The sequence below is a fragment of the uncultured Dokdonia sp. genome (genome assembly GCF_947492815.1).
In the GTDB taxonomy this organism is placed as follows: domain Bacteria; phylum Bacteroidota; class Bacteroidia; order Flavobacteriales; family Flavobacteriaceae; genus Dokdonia.
Genome location: NZ_CANLOB010000001.1, coordinates 72,541 through 93,606, shown reverse-complemented (window position 1 = coordinate 93,606; position 21,066 = coordinate 72,541). Strand labels below are relative to the sequence as shown.

22 protein-coding genes are annotated in these 21,066 nt (G+C 33.6%); 9 read left to right on the top strand and 13 right to left on the bottom strand.

Features of this window, described 5'->3' with window-relative positions; genetic code table 11:
* Window positions 1–42 precede the first annotated feature (42 nt).
* The 8 genes from Q1A01_RS00435 to Q1A01_RS00400 form a co-directional block, all read right to left on the bottom strand.
* Window positions 43–861: a hypothetical protein gene (locus Q1A01_RS00435; protein WP_299674346.1), complete on the bottom strand. Its 819-nt coding sequence runs from the start codon at window positions 859–861 to the stop codon at window positions 43–45.
* The gene (locus Q1A01_RS00430) at window positions 858–1,913 is read right to left on the bottom strand and encodes a nucleotidyltransferase domain-containing protein (RefSeq protein WP_299674343.1); all 1,056 of its coding nucleotides are present in this window, start codon (window positions 1,911–1,913) and stop codon (window positions 858–860) included. Before Q1A01_RS00430 ends, Q1A01_RS00435 begins: the two co-directional genes overlap by 4 nt.
* Window positions 1,910–2,251 carry a hypothetical protein gene (locus Q1A01_RS00425; protein WP_299674340.1) on the bottom strand — a complete coding sequence of 114 codons (342 nt, stop codon included), beginning with the start codon at window positions 2,249–2,251 and terminating at the stop codon, window positions 1,910–1,912. Before Q1A01_RS00425 ends, Q1A01_RS00430 begins: the two co-directional genes overlap by 4 nt.
* Window positions 2,252–2,509: 258 nt before the next feature.
* Complete coding sequence (locus Q1A01_RS00420; protein WP_299674337.1) at window positions 2,510–3,247, bottom strand: nucleotidyltransferase domain-containing protein; 738 nt, start codon at window positions 3,245–3,247, stop codon at window positions 2,510–2,512.
* A gap of 9 nt (window positions 3,248–3,256) precedes the next feature.
* Window positions 3,257–3,625, bottom strand: a complete 369-nt coding sequence (locus tag Q1A01_RS00415) for a hypothetical protein (RefSeq protein WP_299674334.1) — start codon at window positions 3,623–3,625, stop codon at window positions 3,257–3,259.
* Between the two features lie 333 nt (window positions 3,626–3,958).
* A complete protein-coding gene (locus Q1A01_RS00410; RefSeq protein WP_299674331.1) occupies window positions 3,959–4,666 on the bottom strand; it encodes a hypothetical protein in 708 nt (235 codons plus the stop codon).
* Window positions 4,667–5,074: 408 nt separating this feature from the next.
* Window positions 5,075–5,371, bottom strand: coding sequence for a S24/S26 family peptidase (locus Q1A01_RS00405; RefSeq protein ID WP_299674329.1), 297 nt, complete (start codon window positions 5,369–5,371; stop codon window positions 5,075–5,077).
* A 111-nt stretch (window positions 5,372–5,482) separates the two neighbouring features.
* Window positions 5,483–6,031, bottom strand: a complete 549-nt coding sequence (locus Q1A01_RS00400) for a hypothetical protein (protein WP_299674326.1) — start codon at window positions 6,029–6,031, stop codon at window positions 5,483–5,485.
* 265 nt (window positions 6,032–6,296) lie between these two features.
* Between Q1A01_RS00400 and Q1A01_RS00395 the strand changes: the two genes are divergently transcribed.
* The 6 genes from Q1A01_RS00395 to Q1A01_RS00370 are packed head-to-tail and all read left to right on the top strand — an operon-like array spanning window position 6,297 to window position 11,920.
* Window positions 6,297–6,932, top strand: a complete 636-nt coding sequence (locus Q1A01_RS00395; RefSeq protein ID WP_299674323.1) for an HAD family hydrolase — start codon at window positions 6,297–6,299, stop codon at window positions 6,930–6,932.
* A complete protein-coding gene (locus Q1A01_RS00390) occupies window positions 6,929–7,720 on the top strand; it encodes an STM4013/SEN3800 family hydrolase (RefSeq protein ID WP_299674321.1) in 792 nt (263 codons plus the stop codon). The genes Q1A01_RS00395 and Q1A01_RS00390 overlap by 4 nt, the downstream gene beginning before the upstream one ends.
* A gap of 3 nt (window positions 7,721–7,723) precedes the next feature.
* A complete protein-coding gene (locus tag Q1A01_RS00385; RefSeq protein WP_299674318.1) occupies window positions 7,724–9,037 on the top strand; it encodes an STM4012 family radical SAM protein in 1,314 nt (437 codons plus the stop codon).
* Window positions 9,034–9,891 (top strand): STM4011 family radical SAM protein, encoded by an 858-nt coding sequence (locus Q1A01_RS00380; RefSeq protein WP_299674315.1) that lies wholly within the window; start codon window positions 9,034–9,036, stop codon window positions 9,889–9,891. Before Q1A01_RS00385 ends, Q1A01_RS00380 begins: the two co-directional genes overlap by 4 nt.
* 10 nt (window positions 9,892–9,901) lie before the next feature.
* A complete protein-coding gene (locus tag Q1A01_RS00375; protein ID WP_299674313.1) occupies window positions 9,902–10,822 on the top strand; it encodes an STM4015 family protein in 921 nt (306 codons plus the stop codon).
* A 12-nt stretch (window positions 10,823–10,834) separates the two neighbouring features.
* Entirely contained in the window at window positions 10,835–11,920 is a 1,086-nt protein-coding gene (locus Q1A01_RS00370) for an STM4014 family protein (protein ID WP_299674310.1), read from the top strand.
* A 2,017-nt stretch (window positions 11,921–13,937) separates the two neighbouring features.
* On the opposite strand, the gene Q1A01_RS00365 is transcribed toward Q1A01_RS00370, so the two are convergent.
* Entirely contained in the window at window positions 13,938–15,461 is a 1,524-nt protein-coding gene (locus tag Q1A01_RS00365) for a TROVE domain-containing protein (RefSeq protein ID WP_299674307.1), read from the bottom strand.
* A 104-nt stretch (window positions 15,462–15,565) separates the two neighbouring features.
* On the opposite strand from Q1A01_RS00365, the gene Q1A01_RS00360 reads away from it, so the two are divergent.
* The 3 genes from Q1A01_RS00360 to Q1A01_RS00350 all read left to right on the top strand — a co-directional run bounded on the left by Q1A01_RS00360 (window position 15,566) and on the right by Q1A01_RS00350 (window position 17,912).
* Window positions 15,566–16,576, top strand: coding sequence for a WYL domain-containing protein (locus Q1A01_RS00360; protein ID WP_299674304.1), 1,011 nt, complete (start codon window positions 15,566–15,568; stop codon window positions 16,574–16,576).
* Window positions 16,577–16,760: 184 nt separating this feature from the next.
* Window positions 16,761–17,375, top strand: coding sequence for a hypothetical protein (locus Q1A01_RS00355; protein WP_299674301.1), 615 nt, complete (start codon window positions 16,761–16,763; stop codon window positions 17,373–17,375).
* 3 nt (window positions 17,376–17,378) lie between these two features.
* Window positions 17,379–17,912: a hypothetical protein gene (locus Q1A01_RS00350; RefSeq protein WP_299674298.1), complete on the top strand. Its 534-nt coding sequence runs from the start codon at window positions 17,379–17,381 to the stop codon at window positions 17,910–17,912.
* Between the two features lie 258 nt (window positions 17,913–18,170).
* Here the strand turns inward: Q1A01_RS00350 and Q1A01_RS00345 are convergent, their stop codons facing one another.
* The 4 genes from Q1A01_RS00345 to Q1A01_RS00330 form a co-directional block, all read right to left on the bottom strand.
* Entirely contained in the window at window positions 18,171–18,713 is a 543-nt protein-coding gene (locus Q1A01_RS00345; protein WP_299674295.1) for a 3'-5' exonuclease, read from the bottom strand.
* 108 nt (window positions 18,714–18,821) lie between these two features.
* Window positions 18,822–19,382 (bottom strand): metallophosphoesterase, encoded by a 561-nt coding sequence (locus Q1A01_RS00340; RefSeq protein WP_299674292.1) that lies wholly within the window; start codon window positions 19,380–19,382, stop codon window positions 18,822–18,824.
* 6 nt (window positions 19,383–19,388) lie between these two features.
* Window positions 19,389–20,336 (bottom strand): C45 family autoproteolytic acyltransferase/hydolase, encoded by a 948-nt coding sequence (locus Q1A01_RS00335; RefSeq protein WP_299674289.1) that lies wholly within the window; start codon window positions 20,334–20,336, stop codon window positions 19,389–19,391.
* A 171-nt stretch (window positions 20,337–20,507) separates the two neighbouring features.
* On the bottom strand, window positions 20,508–21,050 hold the full coding sequence (locus Q1A01_RS00330) for a hypothetical protein (RefSeq protein WP_299674286.1): 543 nt from the start codon (window positions 21,048–21,050) through the stop codon (window positions 20,508–20,510).
* Window positions 21,051–21,066 lie beyond the last annotated feature (16 nt).

The window sequence follows — 21,066 nt, the reverse complement described above, 5'->3', positions numbered from 1 at the left end:
CAAATATGGAACAGTGTTACGCAATGGTTTTGCGTAGTGAGGTTATTTATTAATATCAAAATGAAAATTTTGATCACAAGGACATTCTTCTATTAAATTTTCTTCGTGAAAATTTATATAGTCTCTAACTAGATAAATTGATTCATTGTATTTAAAATCAATTACTTTTCGATAGAATTCTTTGTATTTAGTATTAGTATTATCTGTTTTTGGGCTTAAATGTATTAGTTCATTTCTAAAATTCTTTAATTCTTCTATAGATTCATATTTTTTGGGAAACTTCTTAATGAAATTTTTGTTTGTGCAATCTGGTATTATTTCTTCTATTTTTGTTTTGAATTGTGCGCTTTTTAAAATCCAATTTATATTCTTTTCCTTTCCTGTTTGTGTTATATATTTATAATCAATAGGTATTGTTTTATTAATAAAAGCTTCTAAAGAAGAATTCAACATTATTATGTAACTAGACGCAAATTGAAAAAAAGTTTCAAATTGCTTCATGCTTTTACTTAATGGTATATCATTTTCATGCATTTTTATTACGATTGTACTGTTTTTTAACAACTCAGTCTTATATTTATATATCTTTTCACGAAAAAGTTGAGCACTAGAAAAGTATACTACACTAGGGTCAAGCTCAGGTATATATCTCATTTGATTTTTATATAAGTATTCAAATCCAAAAATCAATTGATTATCTTCCGTGGCAGCTATTAAATCAAATTCATCATTGTATGTTTTAGAAGTTAAATAATCTTGAGCTATTTTTTTGCTTTCTAAAGGCATGTCTTCTGAAGATATTTCGTTGACATCAAAATTTAACTTTATAGTTTGCGTGTTTTTTGGAATTATATGTCTCATCTTTTATAAAATTCATTTCTAATCGTTACTAACAATTCATTTACTTGTGCTACATCTGGTTTTTCTAACAAAGAAGATGTGTTGTATAGGACATCTAATTCCTCTTTCAAAACTTCTGCTTTAGCAACCAAGTCATCATATTCAAAGACCCCTTGTTTGATCCCTAATAGAAATTCACGATCGGGTCTTCGTACATTGATCATTCCATCTTGTGCAATCTCTTTGGCCATATGTAATAACCGAAAGGTATGCATCATGTTTTTGGTATCATAATTCTTTCCATGTGCTACGTTATTTTCATAACGGGCTTCATTTCTTTTGGCGACCCAATCCCAGTATTCTTTATATTTTTTACAATATGTGGAATACCCGTCTACATGAAAGTAGAGGAGGGCAATAGGCATTTCATTTTTTTCTACTGAACTCAGACATACTTCATTGGCATTTGTTCTAACAATACCTTGATATCCTTTTCCTTCTCCATAGAAGAGATTATAACAATCTTTCATATGTGGAATTTTCACCAATCCACAATGCGTCTCTAATAATCTATTTTCCTCCAAATATTCATTTAGAGAAATGGAAGGCTTGGCATCTCGTACATAACAAAAATCCAATACAGTTTTACGCTCTTTAGCGATAGGATTGACAATTTTTTTATGGAGTCCGCGGGCTTTTTTGATTTGTGTATAGGCATAGTTTGCAAAAGAGTTTTTACACAATTTTGACAAGAAATAGTCCATTTTGATACGATCAAACAAGGGATCTTTTAGCAAAATACAATCTTCAGGCACATTGAGTAACTCCAAAATATTAGGATTGTTTTTTGAGAGTAAGGTGATGAACTTCCGTAATTCATAATAGACCACATCATTGGTCGCATCGTTAATTTGCTCTACATACTCCATACTATAAAATAGTTTCTTAGGAAGTATGAAAACCCCTCGGATATCGGTATCCGAGGTAGCTGTATCCAGTCCGTAGGCTTTACTGCCACTAATGCATTCAAAAATGATGCAACCGGATGCTTTAAGGTCTGCTATTGTTTTCATACTATTACTTTTTGATGCGTTACGGTATTTCTAAAGGTAGTAAGATCAGTCATACATTTCTGTAAACCTTTATTGAATCTTCCTTTAGATAAGTATACCGAGGTAATACGTGTATATTCAGAAGCATTCATATCTGAGATCGTCACTTCTGAAAATTCGTATTGCCATGGCTTATTAAAACTAAAGTATAAATTGATCTCTGGATTGTGTGTTGTTTTTACAATCCATGATTCTGATTCCCAAATATTTTGTTCAGGAATCGTAGTTTCAACAATTTCCCAATTATTTTTAATAAGTGCTTGTTCTATATGATATTTATATCCTGTTTGTTTTTTCATTTTTCTTGTAATTACACCTCCCTCAATCCCTTACTTCGACAAGTGTCACACTGAGCTTGTCGAAGTGCTCAGCACAGGCCTTATTAGGAGGGAAGAAAAGAGTGATTTAGACCAAGCTTGTGGAAGGAGGTATAATTTTCTCACTGTAATAGCAATAAGCGTAATGAGATTCTGAAATAAATTCAGAATGACATACTTAAATTGTTATTTAAACAATGGTAATCTCTTTATAGCTTCCAACAAGCGTGGTCTAAGATGTTAGCTTTCAGTGATGCACTTGTATAGAAAGCGGTTGATACGTTCTGTATCTGGTTTTCCACTAGCAAGTGTTTTTGCATATCGATCATTGGTTGCGATGACTTCTGATATGAAGTTGCATACAATTTCTGGTCGTTTATGCACATAACTTTCAGCATTTTTAGATTTTATGTCCATGAGATGTTCTATCTCATCTGCGATATCGGTAGTGACTAAGGGTAGCATTTCGCGAAAGCGTACAGGAGGCATAGTCCCGTATTCCAAAATCCATTTTCCTGCCATGGCGGTGCGTAATGCATAAAATAGACTCTTTAACTTCACTGTGTCTGCTGCGACTTTTTCTTCATATTTCTTACTCATACTGAGGTAATGAAACATGCAAGCAATAGGCGAGAAGCAGTCTGTTGCGATACCACGTAATTCTGACAATACCTCTTCATTTCCTTTATAGATAATAGGAGAAAAAAGATGCTCTATTGCTGGAACGTTTGATTTTTTAAGCAGGAGTAAACTCTTGCGAAGTTCCCATCCTACGGCATCAAAGTCGCCATCCATAATATCTATCGTATCTCGTTTGTCTGAGATAGAGAGATACCAAGGGAGTGGTTTTGTGTATAAGAATCGTACGTCGTAGTCACTATCTGGAGAAGCAAATCCCCAGGCTCTACTGCCTGATTCGCATGCGAATACTATATTGACATCGCGATCTTTTTCTATATGTGTAAGTCTTGTTTTCATAATATTGTATTATTGCATTATATCAATTATAATTATTTTATCTTTCTGAAAAGCTAAGTAATGATCTGTGTAACATTCGGTGACAATCGTAGCAACACCAAGATTACAGTTTGGGCATATTTGATTTAGAAAATTGGTAAGCTCAAATCCACAACACCCATAATAATCATATATCTTTTTGTGATCTAGGAGTATAGCGTCTTCCGTGTTTATCAAAACTCTATCTGCGTGCATTGCAGAAGCATTTTCATGCCCATTACTATAATATTCTTCTTCTACAATTTCTTCTCCTTGTCCAATGATATCTGAATCTAATACAATTTCTTTCAAAGTGTTGCTAAGTATAGCTTGACATCGTTTACATGTGATCTGAATCATATCTGTAATTTTTATTTATAGTACAAATATGAAATGGTAGTACGCAGGGTTTTTGCGTAGTTAAAAATGAAAGTAAAAAATGTGCTAGATACTATAATTTAACTTCCTAGTTGGATAAGAATGATTTTGATGCTAAAGTGTTTCTTCTTTTCTTTTTTTCATTGCCAAAAAAAGAAACAAAAAAGTCTAGGCTAGCGAAACCTTGTCTAAATTTATTGCTCTATTCCTGAATTTCAGAAACTCGCTATGCTCAAACAGTCCGAAATTCTACGGAATATTCACTTCAAATTTTACGACAATTTTTCGAAGGCCGTTTTAATTGAATACTTGTATTTAATGAAATGTAATAGGGTGTTTATTTTCTAAAATGGTGTAGGTGATAGAGATCAAATTTGCTTCGGCAATATCTGTGGTTTTGAAGTATATATCTTGTAATGTATCTAATGTGTTTTTTGAAAATAAATGATTTGTAATTAGTTGATATTGGTTATCATTTACCTTAAAAGGAAATCCGTATAACACACCAGATACGATATGTGAATAGTTTTTAGAAGAGATAGATGCAAACCAACTATTTATAAATTTGGTAAAAACGCCATATCGATTTAAAAGTTGTAGCAGGTCACTAAAATAATAATCTGATACGGTCTCAAGGTGTATAAAATTTTCAGATAAGGCTCCAAAAAAAAGATCGATTGCTTTAATTTCTTCTTCAGGCCATGTTTCCCATTCGGCATAGGTTAGTTTATCTGAAATTAAAAAATTAGAGATAAGATTACTATTAGGTTGTGCTATTAATTCTAGGATACGTGGTAGAAAGTATTTATAATGCTTCACATCTCCAATAGTGTAAATAGATGAGATTTGATAACATTGAAAATCATCACTATTTAATGAGCGTAAAGGTGTTGTAGCAAGAACGCCTACTTTTCTATCATAACAGCAAGGACAGCTATGATTTTTAAATTCGGAAGGATCAAAATGATACGTTCCAAATACGTTATAAAGATGTTCAATGGAAAGAGAGAGTTTTGATTTCATACCTTTAATTTCTCAGTTATTTTTCAAAGGTGAAACTAGGTTACGCAATGATTTTGCGTAGGAAAAATGAATGCAAAAAGATTTTAGATAATTTAACTTCCTAGTTGGATAAGAATGATTTTGATGCTAAAGTGTTTCTTCTTTTCTTTTTTTCATTGCCAAAAAAAGAAACAAAAAAGTCTAGGCTAGCGAAACCTTGTCTAAATTTATTGCTCTATTCCTAAATTTCAGAAACTCGCTACGCTCAAACAGTCCGAAATTCTACGGAATATTCACTTCAAATTTTACGACAATTTTTCGAAGGCCGTTTACATAATGTATTAGATATCTCTAAAAGAATATATAGGCATTAAGAATTTGATTTTTAGAAAAATAAAGACATAAAAAAAGCGCCATTGAGCGCTATACTTATGACGCAGGTAATATCTCTATTACTTTGCCATATACATTTTTGGTCCATCCATTAATGTGACCTCGGTTGTTACCGATCTGTAATCCTCGTTTTACATTTTTTCCTTTGACAAGGTGTGTAAAACAGTTGCCTCTTACTTTACAAAACACAATATCTCCTGGTTCGCAATCTTCCCATCTGACGGGTTGAAGAACAACAGGTTGTTTTGATTTTAAGATAGGTAACATAGAATTACCGGGTTCTTTAGAGACAATGGTCTCCCCATTCAATAGCTTTTGAATTTTCCAATTCATTTTTTATAGTATTTAAATTAAACTTGAATACCAGTTTGTAGCTGGTATAATTCAAAAACTATGGAGTATGGTTTTTCAAAGAACGACTATAAGAACAAATATACGTTATATCTAAGAGATGTTTAATACATAATGTCCTATGATATCGTAAGAATCAGTGTTTTCGATATAAATACTTTTCAAAGACTCTTTACGTGGATCTTCTAATTCTATTGATTTGTATGATTCCCCTTTCCTAAAAGATAGGTATATAGGATTCCAATCTCCCATGATCCAACATTTATTTATTTGAACATCACGTCCAATTTCTTTGTAAATAGCTATTAATTTTTCTGCTACCTTCGGATGATGTTTTATGGCAATGAATGCTCTGATGACACTCCATATTTCAAAACCATCATTTCCAAACCTTAGAACAAGTCCTTCAGGCAATGCAAGCTCAGCATCAATATTAGGAAGTTGAGGTCTTTGAGTTACTTTTTCGTCATTTAGATACCATTGAGGTTTATGATTTCCTACATCGGGAAAATCTTCATTCAGTGTTGTTTGATAATATGCCTGTATAGATGAATATTCTTGATTTTCAATTTTAGTGATGATTTCATCAAATCGTTTATTAAATTGAGAAATAGGAAAAATGGCTGTGATGTTAATGCCCATTTGATTGTATGAATTAGTGGAAAAAGTGTAAAAATAAAAGAATGTGTAAATAATTGAAAATGAGTTTTTATACGCTTTCGCGAAAGCGAACTTGTGAGATTCACGACTGTAAGGAGAGCGAAGCGTTAAAGCGTATACGTAAACATACACTTAGTAAGAATACATCAGGTTATTTTTCTGAAAATTGTATCCTAAAAAGAAGTGCGAATTAAGGAGACTTTCTTACTTTTATAAGCATCATTTACAAATAAGGGGAACGTAAACAATGACTGTTTTATTTGATTTAGATAATACATTAATAGATCGGAATACTGCGTATGAAGATTGGCTTACTACTGTATTTAAAGCAAATGGAATTATGGCTTCCTCTTCAGAATGGGATATTATAAGAGTAAAGGATAATTGGGGATATACAAGCAGACAGGAGTTTTATGATTGGTTGTTATCTATATATGCATTACCGTATACAAGACCTGAATTAATAGCTAAAGGAGCGAATGAAATTTATACTCATATCCCAAGTATTACTAGTGAAATCGAAGCATTATTAAAGCGGCTAAAGAGTACTTGTCAAATAGGGATTGTTTCCAATGGAGGCATAGAAAATCAAATGAATAAATTGAAGGGAAGTAGGCTACTTTCGTTTTTTGAAAAAAAGGCTGTTTTTATTTCTGGTGCGATGTCATTTTCAAAACCTGATCAGGCCTATTTTGAGGTTGTAGAAGAACGCTTACAAAGGGCAGCGCATGAGCTAGTGATTGTAGGAGATAATCCTATAAATGATATACAAGGAGGGAATCAAGCGGGTTGGAAAACAGTATGGATTTCTAAAGGACGAAATGATAAGGTGCCTGCGGATTATGTAGTCAACGAATTAATAGATGTAATAGACGTGCTGTGAATATAAATAAGTTAATTCCTCATACAGATATTGTATTCATCACGCTAGACTCATTGCGGTATGATGCTGCTCAAGAATTATTTTTAGAGGGACAGTTGCCAAATTTTGAGAAATGGTTGCCTAAAGAGGGGTGGGAAGAACGCTATACACCGGCTAGTTTTACGTTTCCTGCGCATCATGCTTTTTTTTCAGGATTCTTACCTACTAAAATTGATCAAAAGGTGACGCCGAGATTATTTGCTGCTCAATTTCATGGAAGTGAGTCTACCACTACCAACACATATACATTTACAGAAGATACACTAGTGGCAGCGCTTGCCAATCAAGGTTACAAAACGGTATGTATAGGAGGTGTTGGTTTTTTTAATAAACAAACAGCGATTAGTAATGTGTTTCCTAATATGTTTCAACATAGTGAATGGTCTGAAAAATTAGGCGTTACTGAGATGAAGTCTACAGCGTATCAGTTTCAAAAAGCTGTAGCATATTTACAGGAAGATACACCTGTATTTTTATTTATAAATATTTCGGCAACACACCAACCTACACATTTTTATGTGGAAGGAAAAAGTAAAGATGATATAGAGACGCATAAGGCTGCATTGCGTTATGTAGATACGCAATTAGAAATGTTACAAAAAGTGTTTAAAAAACGTAGTCGAGAGCAATTTATTATTGTATGTAGTGACCATGGGACTGCCTATGGAGAAGATGATCACTGGGGACATAGAAATGGTCATGACGTTGTTATGAAAGTGCCGTATCTAGAATATCTTAATAGGAAATAATACATGATTATAGATTCAATAAAGGAAATAGATACTACAAATTTGTACCAAGGATATACATATTCATATCCTCATAAATCTGCGTATAGGGCTATTGAGAAAACATCACTGGCTACTATTTGGGCGAAAGAACAAATGAAGCGGCTTTTTTTCTATGTGCATATTCCATTTTGCGAAATGCGATGTGGTTTTTGTAATCTATTTACAATGGCTAACCCCAAAGAAGGCGTTAGACACTATATAGAAGCTCTTAAAAGAGAAATGGATACCTATAAAGGACTTTTTCCAGAGGCGCGGTTTACTAATTTTGCGATTGGAGGGGGAACGCCTACTTTTTTAGAGATTGATGAATTTCAATTACTGCTTGAGTATATATCAGCAATGGGTGTTGATATGGCTACCTATTATGGATCTATAGAGACATCTCCTAAAACATTGACAAAAGAAAAAATAGTCCTTATTGAAAATGCTGGTATTACGAGAGTAAGTATGGGCATCCAATCATGGATTGAAACAGAAACAAAATCATTAGGACGTCCGCAATCTATTTCTAAAGCAGAAACGATTGTGAGTCAATTGGCTTCATCTGCTATTCCAGAATTTAACTTAGATCTTATTTATGGGGCGAAAGATCAGGATAAAAAAAGCTTTTTGTATTCCATAGAGAAAACATTGGCTTATCAGCCTACAGAGGTTTTCTTATATCCATTGTATGTTAGGCAATTGACAGGTTTAGGGAAAAAGAATAGAGATACAGAAGATCATCGACATGAATTGTATCTACTAGGTCGTGATATATTATTAACAGCAGGGTACGAACAGATGAGTATGCGTTGTTTTAGAAAAAAGAACAGTCCTATTAGTACGATTACAGATGCGTATAATTCTTTAACAGATGGTATGATCGGTATTGGTGCTGGCGCTAGATCATATACAAAAGAGTTACATTATAGTACCGATTATGCGGTAGATCGGAAAGTGATAAAGAATATCATATCCAACTATAGTCATACAGATGATTTCAATACGATTTCTTATGGAATTGCATTGAATGATTGGGAGCAAAAGACACGATTTGTAATCAAATCTGTTACAGATGGGGGAAAATTGTCTCACCAATTATATCAAACTCTTTTTGGTACAGATGTTTTTCAGGAATTTGAAATTCTTCAGGTGTTACTTGATAAAGAATGGTTGGAGAAAGAGCAAGAAAATTATACACTGTCTCTTAAAGGGATGTGTTACGAAGATATAATTGGTCCTGCATTATATTCTGATGATGTGAAATCATTGATGAAAAATTACATATGGCGATGAATACAACACAATGGAATATCTTGTATAGAGGGGCATTAGATAGTTGTAATTATGATTGTCCGTATTGTCCTTTTGCTAAGAAGAAAAATACGAGGGAGGAACTGAGCCTTGATAGACAAAGTCTAGAACGATTTACACACTGGGTGGCGAGTCGAGAAGAGACGATTAATATATTACTTACTCCTTGGGGAGAGGGATTGATACGAAGCTATTATCAAAAAGCGATGATAGATTTGAGTCATATGAAACAGGTGACTAAAATTGCGATACAGACCAATTTATCGTGTTCACTACAATGGATTGATGAGGTAGATAAGGATGCTTTTGCATTATGGATTACGTATCATCCTAATGAAGTGGCTTTTGAAGATTTTGTAAGTAAATGCAACATTTTAATTGAAAAAGGAATCGCATTTAGTATTGGTGTTGTAGGTGTTAAAGATCATTTTGAAGCTATAGAAAGGTTGCAAAAAGAAATTACAGAGCGATATATTTGGATCAATGCTTACAAAAGAGAAGAAAACTATTATTCGGCTAGTGAAGAAAAATGGCTATCAAGTATAGATACCTTATTCCCGTATAATAATAAAGTGTATGATACAAAAGGAAAGAAGTGTAAAGCAGGGCATACTAGTTTTTCTGTAGCTGGAAATGGAGATGTATATCCGTGTCATTTTATAAAAAATAAAATAGGAAACCTGTACCAAGACACTATAGAGTCATTTTTAAAACCTACCACCTGTATTAACACACATTGTAGATGTTATATAGGATATATGAATCTTGAAGAGTTGGCATTAGGAGATGTATATGGAGATAAAATATTAGAAAGAATACCTTTAACCTTTAAATAAATATAAAACTATGACTGTTAACGAATATCAAGAAACATTTAATAATAAACGGGTAAAAGTATACCAGATTGGAGATGTAATTGATACTAGCTTTTGCTATAAAATAGAATCTCCTTATGAGGATAAAGATTCTGTTCTCGATAGATTAAAGAGTTTAGCAGCACAAGAAGGAAGTTCGGATTTAGAAGAGCTTATTATTGGCGTTTGGCAAGACGCCTATGATGTAGATTCAAGTGCTATTTTGAAGTTTTTAGTAGATCATGTATCAAGCTTTTCTAAATTAAAACATGTTTTTGTAGGCGATATGACCTATGAAGATTGTGAAATGTCATGGATTAATCAGTCAGATTACAATCAATTTTTGACAACTTTTTCAGGATTAGAAACCTTTTGTGTTCGCGGAGGTCAAGGGTTAGGTTTAGGAATAGTAAACTTACCTGAATTAAAAACGTTGCGAATAGAAACTGGAGGACTAGATGGAAAAGTCATGACAGACTTAATTGCATCTAAAGCCTCTTTTCAGAATCTTGAACACCTAGAAATATGGTTAGGAACTGATGACTATGGCGCATCTACAACCATTGATCAAGTAAAAGAATTTATAGCAGGCGATGATTTTCCTAAGTTAAAATACTTAGGTTTGATGAATTCAGATATGCAAGATGAAATTGCAGAAGCCTTACATAATCACCCTATTTTGAGCCGTATTGAAACACTTGATATCTCTATGGGTACGCTTACTGAAAAAGGAGCAAAAGCGCTATTGGCTAATGATGCTTTATTACAACTAAAACATATTAATTGTAGACATCACTTTGTGCCAGATGCGCTTATAAAAGAACTTACTGTGAAGTTTAAAAATCAACACATAAATTTGGATGATCAGGAAGAGATAGAAGAAGACTGGTTATATGTTGAGGTAGGCGAGTAATACACAAAAAAGATGATGCTCAAACACATATGTATTGCTCCTAAAAATTCCAGAAGGGTTCAGTTTTGGAAAAAAACGCTGGAGCAATACGGTCACGAGCTACAGCATATTACATATATAGACATCATAGAAGATACATATGTATTATCTCCCAAAAATCAGTATATATGTAGGTTAGAATCTGCAGGAGAAGATTTTGACACTTATAAAGCGATCATGCTATTTGGGTGTACATCTTCTTCTGAAATTCAAAAGATAGAGCAACTAAAAGAGAATTTTGGAGAACTCACTAATTTCAATAGTTGGTCTAAGGGATGGAAAAAAATCCTATCTAAAATTAAAGCACTAGCTTCAATCTATACGATTGATTTTATAAATGACCCAGAAACAATTGCCTTTGTATTTGATAAATATAAAACACAACAATTTTTAAGAACCAAGAAGATAGCCTGTCCTCCAATACTTGGAATCTGTGATGGATATGCATCATTGATACAAAAGATGCTAAAAACGTCTAAAAAACAAGTTTTTATTAAGCCATCGTATGGCTCTTCTGCTTCTGGAATTATGGCTTTTCGATATATATATCCTGAAAAACAAGTATTGTATAGTACCATCAAAGAGGTAAATAATATATTATATAATAGTCTTAAACTTATAAAATATACAGATCCCAAAAAGATAGCATCTATTATAAATAGGATGACGCCTCATGATCTACTTATAGAAGAATGGATTCCAAAATGGTCTTACAACAATCTTAGTATTGATTTTAGAGTTGTTGTGATAAAAGGAGAAGTTGCTTGTATTGTCGCTAGAGGAAGTAAGCATATGATTACTAATCTCCATTTAGGAAATCAGAAATTAGATATACAAGATTCAGGTGTGCCTGTTCAGATACAAGAAAAAATCGAAGCTATAGCAGTAGAAGTAATGGCCACCTTTCCCAAATTAAATTATGCAGGAATAGATATTTTAGTAGATCGAAGAGGTGAAGTATATGTTCTAGAAGTGAATGCTTTTGGTGATATGCTTTTAGGAATCACAAATGAGGAAGGAAAAACAATTTATGAGCAAGAGTATGAATTGCTATCATAAGAATTACGTTGTGTATAGGATTAAAAATAAAGGCAATCATCAAAAGGTCGAAAATTATATTGAGCTTTTCTAACCTAAATTAGAAGTGAGATTTGAACTCACACCCTTCTGGAAAACCAGATGCTCTATCGAAGTATGACTCTTTTACGGCACTTTATATATGTTATATACGCTTTCGCGAAAGCGTATATAGAAAAAAACACTAAGCAAAAATTGTAATAACTAAATAAACATTCGGGGCTTCGTCAGCTGGGAATCGAACCCAGTTAGTTTGTAAACTAAACCTCCCCTTTTTTTGGTACGAAGTATGTCATTACGACGGCATTAGTGTTTTTATATTGTATTAAGAATGGTAATGATCATATAATCCTTACGCGGGATTCGAACCTGCCTACCGTCAGGCAGGCCCAAACGAAATCAGCCTATGAACGAAGTATGATTACACTAACGACACATTCTTTTAGAAAAGAGGTAATAAGACGAAAAGTGCATTTTTGTTTTGAATACGAAGTAACACTTTTCTACGACACTCTTTCTGAGTATATATTGAAAGTAAGGCAATGAGCAATAAAAGAAATTATAATCGTGCTCTACCTCTTTGAGCTACACTCCTTTTCTTGTTATCTGTTTTTAGAAGGAGTGGTAGGACTCGAACCTACAACCACGGCATCCTGAGTGCGAAGTAACTTTTATCTACGGCGCTTACTTTTTTATCTTCATAAATTAAAAGAGGTAATAAGCAAAAAATGTTTTTCTCTGGCGTCCTACTTTAGCCTAGACGACCTCATTAAAGAGGGCAGGAGTTGCACCTGCATTTCCAGTATCTATACGAAGTATCATTTTTTTACGACACTCTTTAAATTTTAATAGTAATACAACAAGGCAAAAGGCAATCAAAGCATGTTTTACGTGCTCTATCCATCTTGAGCTACACTCTCATTTGTGTATTATTCTTTATAGTGAGAGTGATGGGACTCGAACCCACAACCACGGCATTAGAAGTGCGAAGTATCTCTAATTTACGGCACTTGTTTGTACTATTATTAGTTATTACTATTAGAACCTAAAGGAAAAAGGCAACTAGTGAATCTTGCTCACCAAATTGAGCGTAATTTCCCCATGATATGAATGTTGTGTTGATTTTGTGGAGAAATTAGGAGTCGAACCTGCGAAGTATCACGTAATTTACGTCACTCTAGTCTACTAATAGTAAATATATGTTTTTAATAAAGTAAGGTTACTAGCGATAAGTGTGTTATGTATCATGCTCTAACCAACTGAGCTACTTCCCCTGAATAGTATATTTAAGAGAGGAAGGTAGGAATCGAACCTACGACCCTGATGTTAAATAAAACGAAGTAATACTTATCTACGACACTTACTTTATAAATTTTAAAATAAACAAGGCGAAAAAGCGATATGAGAGATTGCATGCTCTACCAATTAAGCTACATAGTTTTCGGTACTATTATTCGGAAAACTATGGTGGGATTCGAACCCACACGTTTTTTCAAGTTCGAAGTAACTCATACCTACGGCACTCATTTATTATATTTTTTAAGAAAACAAGGCAAAAAGCAAAAAAGGAGATGCTCATAAATGAGCGCCGTTCTTATCCCGTAGGACAGTGAACCGGTGATTTGACATCTCAAAGAGACTTACGTATGCATAAAACATACTTTTCATCATGTTGGTTTTTAACCCAACTTCGCTAGCACAGTCGCCTGTGTTACGCTACCTTAGGACCGTTATAGTTACGAAGTAACCTTTTTTTACGGCACTTGTTTTTTAATATTTGTATTGAAGTAATTTAAGCTTTCCCTATTGGCTAAAAAATGCCTTTTTACTCCCATATTTCGTCTTTTTCTTACATCGTAGCGCTGCTATGCTGTTCAAAAAATACTTCATCTGGAAGCAAAATCATCAATTTTCGCTTCAATGTGAAAGTTTAACTTACTTCATTTTCAAAGAACTTTTGTGAAAGCTCACACCCATTTTAGATGTGAGCTTATCATTATTATAAGGATTGCTCCTGTATATGTTGGATTGCTGAAGCTCCATTTTCGATAGCATCTAGTACTTCAAAAATTTTATCACTCCAACCACCAATTAAGTGTACATCATCATGCGTGATGTTAAGTGGTGCGTTTTTGTATCCCATTAGATCAAAAATGTATAATTTGGCATTAGGAGCGATACGTTTGTATTGCTTCCATTCAGTGGCGATATGAGCATCTGAATTGTAATGACCGCTATTCCATAATTGACAATCGGTAAAAATCATCACCTTATCTACAATTCGTTTTTTCGAATTCAAATCTTGAATTACTTTATAACCATTTGTAGAGTAACCAACTTCACCTTCAATGCTTTTGAGCTTCATCACATTAGATAATACATCTCCTTTTGGTAAAATGTATCGTTTCCATCGATCTCCAAAAAGACCTGTGATAATGTTATCACTTTTGTGTTGTAACAGCATTCCTAATACAAGACCAATATCATATGCTTGAATCTTGCTTTTGGCAGAGATAGGTTGCATCATCGATCCAGATACATCACATGCAATCACAACTTTAGTATCTAGATCAAACCCTTTTATATTTTCTACACTTATTTTAATGGCTGTTTCTAGCGCTTCTAATAAGTAAGGCGTATATGAAGACTTAATGCTCATTAATTCTTGATATGCTGCCATAAAACGAAAAGGAAATTGTTTTGACCTTTTCACATGGTATGGATCTGTAAGTGTATCTGCTATTTTACTAATATGCACTGCACTCACATCTGCTTGTAAAATATTTCTTAGGTTACGCATTAATGCCATATATCCTAACTTCTTACTATCAATTAAAGTTTCCCATTGTGCCGTCAAAGCTTTTTGCTTTTCTTGCGCATTTTTAAAGGATTGTTGCCCTAATTTTGATAGCTCTACTTCCCAAGTATACGGTGCTTCTAGTGTATCTTGAATCACATGATTAAAAATAGCTTGTTGTGCATCGTCTTTTGCTTTTGGGTGTGTCAAAAAGATAGCATCTTTAAACGTTACCTCTGTTTGTCTATTATACTTTGCAAACTGGTAGGCATCAAACTTATTTAATGCCATCACAATCCCTTTTTGAACTTGCTTAGAAAGTTTATTCAACTTTTTAGTGCCTGTTCTTTGATTCGCTACTTGGTAGTAGGCTAGTAATTCTGTGATTTCGTCAGCTCTTTGGATCACACCATTTACTGTTCTACTCACTAGATTATCACCGCTATGTATTTTAGATAATTCTACGGCTAATACAATAGGAATAGATCGTAAATACATTTTTTGACGTGCATAAACAGCTAGTTGTGCTACAAAATAAGGGTCATTCTTCTGAATTAAATCAATGATTCGTTGTAGACGATCTTGACCTTTTTCATAGCTTGTTTTTTCTAGTGTAGAATTAACAACAGCTGTGTACAATTCCATCTTAGGAGTAAGTCTATATGCTTTTGCTCCTTCATAGTTTTTTACTTGTTTCTTTGTCTTTGTAAATACATTAAATTTCATTGCTTCTTGTATTTTGTTGTTAATTACAGGGCAAATATTTCAATGTATTACGCAATCTTTTTGCGTAGTGAAAATTATTTCCTATTTTTTCAAAAAAATACGTTATGGCTGCCAATAAAAATGCACTTATCCGATATAAAACCATTGATCAATGTTTACGTAATAAATACAGACAATGGACATTAGATGATTTGATTGATGCCTGCTCTGATGCTTTGTATGAATATGAAGGTAAAGACGTATATGTGAGTAAACGCACAGTACAACTGGATATCCAAACCATGCGAAGTGATAAATTGGGGTACAATGCACCTATAGAAGTTTACCAACGTAAATACTATCGCTATACCGAAGAAGATTACAGTATTATGAATATCCCTGTTACCGATAAGGATGTTAAGGTAATGAATGAGGCTATTCAAATTTTACGAGAATTTAAAGATTTCTCCCTTTTTAAAGAAATGGATGGGGTATTACAACGACTGGAAGACTCTGTGTATTCTTCTCAAGAAAATAGAAGATCGATTATTCATTTAGATAAAAATGAACAATTAAAAGGATTAGAATATATTGATGTGATCTATGAAGCGATTCAACATAAAAAAGTCATCGAAGTTACTTACAAATCGTTTAAAGCTCGTAGCGAAAGCAAGATGATTGTGCATCCTCAATTATTAAAAGAATTCAATAACCGCTGGTTTGTTTTAGCGCTTTCAAAGAGTAAATATACTACCCTTGCTTTAGACCGTATGCTAGGTATTACCATCAAAGAAGATATCCCGTATGAAGACAATGAAGTGCAGGGCGATGAATACTATAAAGATGTAGTAGGAGTGACGGTTTCTGAAAATGTAAAAGCACAAAAAGTGGTGTTTAGAGTAGATGGAAAAAATGCACCCTATGTCTCTACAAAACCCTTCCATGCTTCTCAAAAAGAAATCAAAAAAACTGAAGACGGAACTATTTTTGAAATTCAGGTACAACATAATTTTGAATTGGAACGTCTTATTCTAGGATTTGGAGATAGTATTGAAGTCCTCAAACCAAACCATCTTCGGAAGCGTATTTTTCATAAACTTAGAATCGCTTTATCTCAATATGAAGATAAGTCTTAGTACGCTTTCGCGAAAGCGTACTTTTGAGACCTGCCTGCAGGTTCACGACCTTAGGGAGAACGAAATGTTAAGCGTACAGGAATATCTCATTTTATAATAATACCCATGTGATGGGTAACACTTTTACTTTATAAGGAACTATGATTACGAAACCTCTATATAGAGGGATGTTAATTATAGTACTATGAAACAAATATCCTTATTCCTTTTTTTATACATAATCCCTTATATGGGATCAGCTCAAGAAGTTATTGGAAAAATAACAAAGCAAGATGGTGAAGAAATCTTTATGTATCCTAGAGGAGCAGATGCGCCTACATATGTAGGAGATTATATAATTGAAGGCAGTATGGGATTAACTTCGGCTTCCTTAATTTATTTTTCTAAAGAAGGAGAACTTAAAAAAATAAAACAAAATAAAGTGAAAGAGATGTCTTATGGAAATCAACTTTTTCAGAGTTTTCACATTTATGGTTCACGTTTAGATAGATTGCATGAAGTGATTATGCAAAATGATGAATATATCCTTACGAGTTATTTTTCACTAGCTAACTATATCTACATTCATAGAAAAAGTGATGGTAAGACGTTAGAGGCCAAAGTAAAGCATTCTAAGAAAAGAAAAAGTGATTATAAAACTCTTGAAAAACTAGTGCCAAAATATTTTTCAGATTGTACAGAATTAATGCAACGCATACGAAGTAATATTAGAAACACAGATTATAGAGTTTTATATGGCAATGTAAGTGTAGCAAATAACAAGATGTTTAAAGGAATTCAAAACTATATATGTAACTAACTTATGAATAAATTAATTTTAATAATCGTTGCACTTACATTATATGTAAGTAGTGATATGAAAGCGCAAGATGCTATTTATTTTACAGATGGAACTGTACTAGAAGGCTCTGTCATCCAAATGAATAAAGCAAAGGTATATTTTGAAAATGCTGATACAGGAGATCGTAAATGGCATAAGAAAAAAATTGACAGCCTTGTAGATGATACTGATGGTACAAAAATCACCTATAAAGTACGAAATATTAAAGGGTTAAATGGAGTTTTTTCAGGAGAACTCATTAAAGGGAAGGTGTCGTATTACGTCATGGTAAAGTACAATCCAGCAGCTAAAAACTATCTTTCATCTTATTATTTACATAGAGAAGGAGATAAAGCAATGAGAGATTTACCCAATAGTTTGGTGTCTCCGTATTCAAAAAGGATGGCAAAATACTTTTCTGATTGTTCGACATTGGTTAAGAGAATTAATGGTAAAAAATATAATTATAGCACAACTTCCGATGCTATTGAATATTATAATTCAAATTGCAACTAAATTTAAAAAGTAGTAGGATTTGTTTTTGTACGCTTTCGCGAAATGATATACTGAGTTTGTCGAAGTAACGTATACAGAAACGCTATTAAAAACAAAACTGTCGTTTATAGTTTATAAACGACGGTTTTTTATATAGAGTAACTTAGTTTAGTCAAAATGAGCTAGTTTCAGTTTCTCACACTTTTGATACCTGTGTGATGAGATTCTGAAATAAATTCAGAATGACGTACGAAGTGACTTTAAGAAAATAGAAAGGAATTACCCCAAACACCAATCCATGATTTTGGCAATATTCTTGGCATCATCCACACCTCTGTGATGAGTGCCTTCTAAAGGAATATTGAGGATGTTTAAAGCACCTTTCATACCTACTTTTTTTCGGAGATCTTTAATCTCATAAAATAGTTGCTTTACATTGATATGATCATGAGACAATGGGTAATCGATATTTCGAATCTTGCATTGTCGTTGCATCATGTTGCGATCATAATCACCATAACTCACCCACGTATTATAATGTCCTTCATATTCATCGCGTAGGATATCACAAGCATCTTCAAAAGAGATACCATCCTGATTTAACATGTCTTGTGTGATAGTAGTAAGCTCTGTACAAAACGGACTCACCGTGGAACGCTCTGGCTTAATTAGAATACCTCTAGGATCTGAGACTTCACCCGTTTGGGCATCTAAAATGCAAATACCGATCTCTATGATCTCATTTACTTGCCCTTGCGGTATGGGACCATTCCAGCAGGTTGCCTCTAGGTCTATTACTAATATAGTATCTGTTGTATTCATTTTTTAAATTTTAAGTATGTTATAGGTGATTGAGTGATTTTCGGAGAAAATTGCGATGCATTGAGCTTGTCGAAATGTATCGAAATCACCTATAAATTATTGTATTATTTACTCCCTATCTTTAAAGGGAGGCGTCCAGTTTTTCTGGAGCATGATGTGTTTTACTTCCTGATAAGAAAGCGGATAAAAATCATGACAATCTACACCTACATCAAAAGATCTAGACATAGGATCGTCAGGTAAATTCCCATGTGAGTGACCGTATAAATGCCAAGTACCCCTAAATGACGATCGCCAGACGCGCATCGCATAATGTAAGAGGATAATTTTTTGACGCCCATTGGGTGCATCTGCATCAGGAACGCTGAGTTCAAAGTAATCTTTAATCCATTCAAATCGTTGTGGATTTGCTTGTGCAGCGCCTTCGTGATTTCCTCGAATTAAATAGATCTTGCCATTGAGTTGATCTAGAATTTCTTTCATTCTATAAGATTTGCACAAGCCCAAATCACCTAAATGGTATACGCGATCATTCTTGCCTATCTTACTATTCCAGCGTTTGATGAGTTCTTCATCCATTTCTTCGACACTTTCAAAAGGTCGGTCTGAGAATTTTATAATGTTTGTATGACCAAAATGATGGTCTGATGTAAAATATATGGTATTCATTTTTAATTATGTTTTTATAAGTGTGATAGCGCCTGTGTTAGTTTCAAAAACCATTTGTTGCACAGTAATGCCCATCATCACATTTTCATTATTTAATATGTCTATACATGCACTCGCATCTGAAGGTGCTTGCTCACGTAGTAATTCTTGAGTAGTATCATATCTACCACAAGAAGTGTCTCTAAGTATATTGCTACCTGAAGAAACCTCATTGGTAATGATTTTATAATCATTAGTCACAATGATATGATCTTCATATGATGTTCTGGTCGCAGATCGTGTAGGTGTTCTTTCCAATACTACTTTTTCTTCTTTTTGAGTACCTGATAACAAGATCAAACAATCAGAAATAATAGGTGTCTGTTCTATTATTGATTTAGCCTCTTTAAACGAAGAGCAGTTTTCTAAAACATCTCTTAACAAGAAAGAAACAGGCATTGCAATCTGAGGTTCATCTTGACTAGCAACAGCATTTAATGTTAAACTAAAAGCTCTAGGGCGTACTCCAGATAATGCTCCTATAAATCCAGGCCACCCTATGGTTTTGAAAACTGTCTTTCCTCTTCTTTGAAAATTAAAAATCTTAGTATAACGACTTAAGATATTATTATCAGTATGCCAATCTAAATTTCTAGCATGTCGCATTACTCCTTTGTCATACACTGCATATGCAGTACATCCGAAGTAAAACTTTAAAAGATCATAATACAGATTTGCTGTAAGAATTTCATTAGCTGAAAAATCGCAGATAGCAGCAATCCCTTCTATTTCTTTTAAATACGTATCTGAAATAATGGCTTCTTTATACATTTCTATTCCAGAAAAGATAAAATCTGCTTCTTCAAAATCTTGTAAATAAGATTGAATCAATTCATGTACTTCATTCTTTATTTTTACTAAGGAACTCCACCTTTCTTCCGGAGGAAGATCCAAATCGACGATATATTGTTCCATTTTTTGTTTGTTCATTTAAGTATTCGTCATTTCGAGAGGGCGAAGTACGAGTGACGAGCCTGCCTGCCGCAGGCAGGAAATCGTATAATAGTGAGCATATATCTTCTTGTTTTAGCTACTTGTGGGATTCCTCCTCATACTTCGTTCGGAATGACAATACATTATTTACTATTATCTAGGCATTGTAATTAACTCTTCACGATCCAACGGGTCGATATCGTATTTGAGTAATTGTAATGCTGCTTGTACGGCCCAACATTTATCACTTGAGTGTATGTTACTGTATAGACTTAACAAGAAAGAAGGCTCTACAATGTTCCACCCTTTTACGATACGTTGCGGTACATTTTTATTGACAAAAAAGTCAATCGTAATTCGGAAGAGTTTTCCTGCATGTTCTTCTGTTTTCTCATAGCGTCTAAACTGTTCATCACTTGGTAAATGATCATAGCGTGTCCATACTTTTTTAAAGCCACGTTCTTGTAAAATATACATGACTTCGGCAATATTTTGTGGTGCTATAAATAAATCTATATCCTTATGATCATGCGCGTGTTTAAACTCTTGATGTCCTTCTGGCGATAAAAAATGCCACGCCCATCCTCCAGACAAAACCACAAGCTCTCTTAAAAAGTGAAGTTCTGTAAGTGCATAGGTTATTCTATAGTCAGGCCATAATTCGCCATATCGTTTTTTGTTATGTGGTGCTCCCATATCGTATGTTTTTTAG

Bases quoted from the DNA above. Each gene is read 5' to 3' on its own strand.
- Q1A01_RS00340 (WP_299674292.1), bottom strand. From the start codon at position 19,382: ATGAATACCATATATTTTACATCAGACCATCATTTTGGTCATACAAAC.
- Q1A01_RS00430 (WP_299674343.1), bottom strand. From the start codon at position 1,913: ATGAAAACAATAGCAGACCTTAAAGCATCCGGTTGCATCATTTTTGAA.
- Q1A01_RS00330 (WP_299674286.1), bottom strand. From the start codon at position 21,050: ATGGGAGCACCACATAACAAAAAACGATATGGCGAATTATGGCCTGAC.
- Q1A01_RS00350 (WP_299674298.1), top strand. From the start codon at position 17,379: ATGAATAAATTAATTTTAATAATCGTTGCACTTACATTATATGTAAGT.
- Q1A01_RS00405 (WP_299674329.1), bottom strand. From the start codon at position 5,371: ATGAATTGGAAAATTCAAAAGCTATTGAATGGGGAGACCATTGTCTCT.
- Q1A01_RS00435 (WP_299674346.1), bottom strand. From the start codon at position 861: ATGAGACATATAATTCCAAAAAACACGCAAACTATAAAGTTAAATTTT.
- Q1A01_RS00375 (WP_299674313.1), top strand. From the start codon at position 9,902: ATGACTGTTAACGAATATCAAGAAACATTTAATAATAAACGGGTAAAA.
- Q1A01_RS00415 (WP_299674334.1), bottom strand. From the start codon at position 3,625: ATGATTCAGATCACATGTAAACGATGTCAAGCTATACTTAGCAACACT.
- Q1A01_RS00410 (WP_299674331.1), bottom strand. From the start codon at position 4,666: ATGAAATCAAAACTCTCTCTTTCCATTGAACATCTTTATAACGTATTT.
- Q1A01_RS00385 (WP_299674318.1), top strand. From the start codon at position 7,724: ATGATTATAGATTCAATAAAGGAAATAGATACTACAAATTTGTACCAA.
- Q1A01_RS00380 (WP_299674315.1), top strand. From the start codon at position 9,034: ATGAATACAACACAATGGAATATCTTGTATAGAGGGGCATTAGATAGT.
- Q1A01_RS00420 (WP_299674337.1), bottom strand. From the start codon at position 3,247: ATGAAAACAAGACTTACACATATAGAAAAAGATCGCGATGTCAATATA.
- Q1A01_RS00345 (WP_299674295.1), bottom strand. From the start codon at position 18,713: ATGAATACAACAGATACTATATTAGTAATAGACCTAGAGGCAACCTGC.
- Q1A01_RS00395 (WP_299674323.1), top strand. From the start codon at position 6,297: ATGACTGTTTTATTTGATTTAGATAATACATTAATAGATCGGAATACT.
- Q1A01_RS00400 (WP_299674326.1), bottom strand. From the start codon at position 6,031: ATGGGCATTAACATCACAGCCATTTTTCCTATTTCTCAATTTAATAAA.
- Q1A01_RS00335 (WP_299674289.1), bottom strand. From the start codon at position 20,336: ATGGAACAATATATCGTCGATTTGGATCTTCCTCCGGAAGAAAGGTGG.
- Q1A01_RS00365 (WP_299674307.1), bottom strand. From the start codon at position 15,461: ATGAAATTTAATGTATTTACAAAGACAAAGAAACAAGTAAAAAACTAT.
- Q1A01_RS00425 (WP_299674340.1), bottom strand. From the start codon at position 2,251: ATGAAAAAACAAACAGGATATAAATATCATATAGAACAAGCACTTATT.
- Q1A01_RS00360 (WP_299674304.1), top strand. From the start codon at position 15,566: ATGGCTGCCAATAAAAATGCACTTATCCGATATAAAACCATTGATCAA.
- Q1A01_RS00370 (WP_299674310.1), top strand. From the start codon at position 10,835: ATGATGCTCAAACACATATGTATTGCTCCTAAAAATTCCAGAAGGGTT.
- Q1A01_RS00355 (WP_299674301.1), top strand. From the start codon at position 16,761: ATGAAACAAATATCCTTATTCCTTTTTTTATACATAATCCCTTATATG.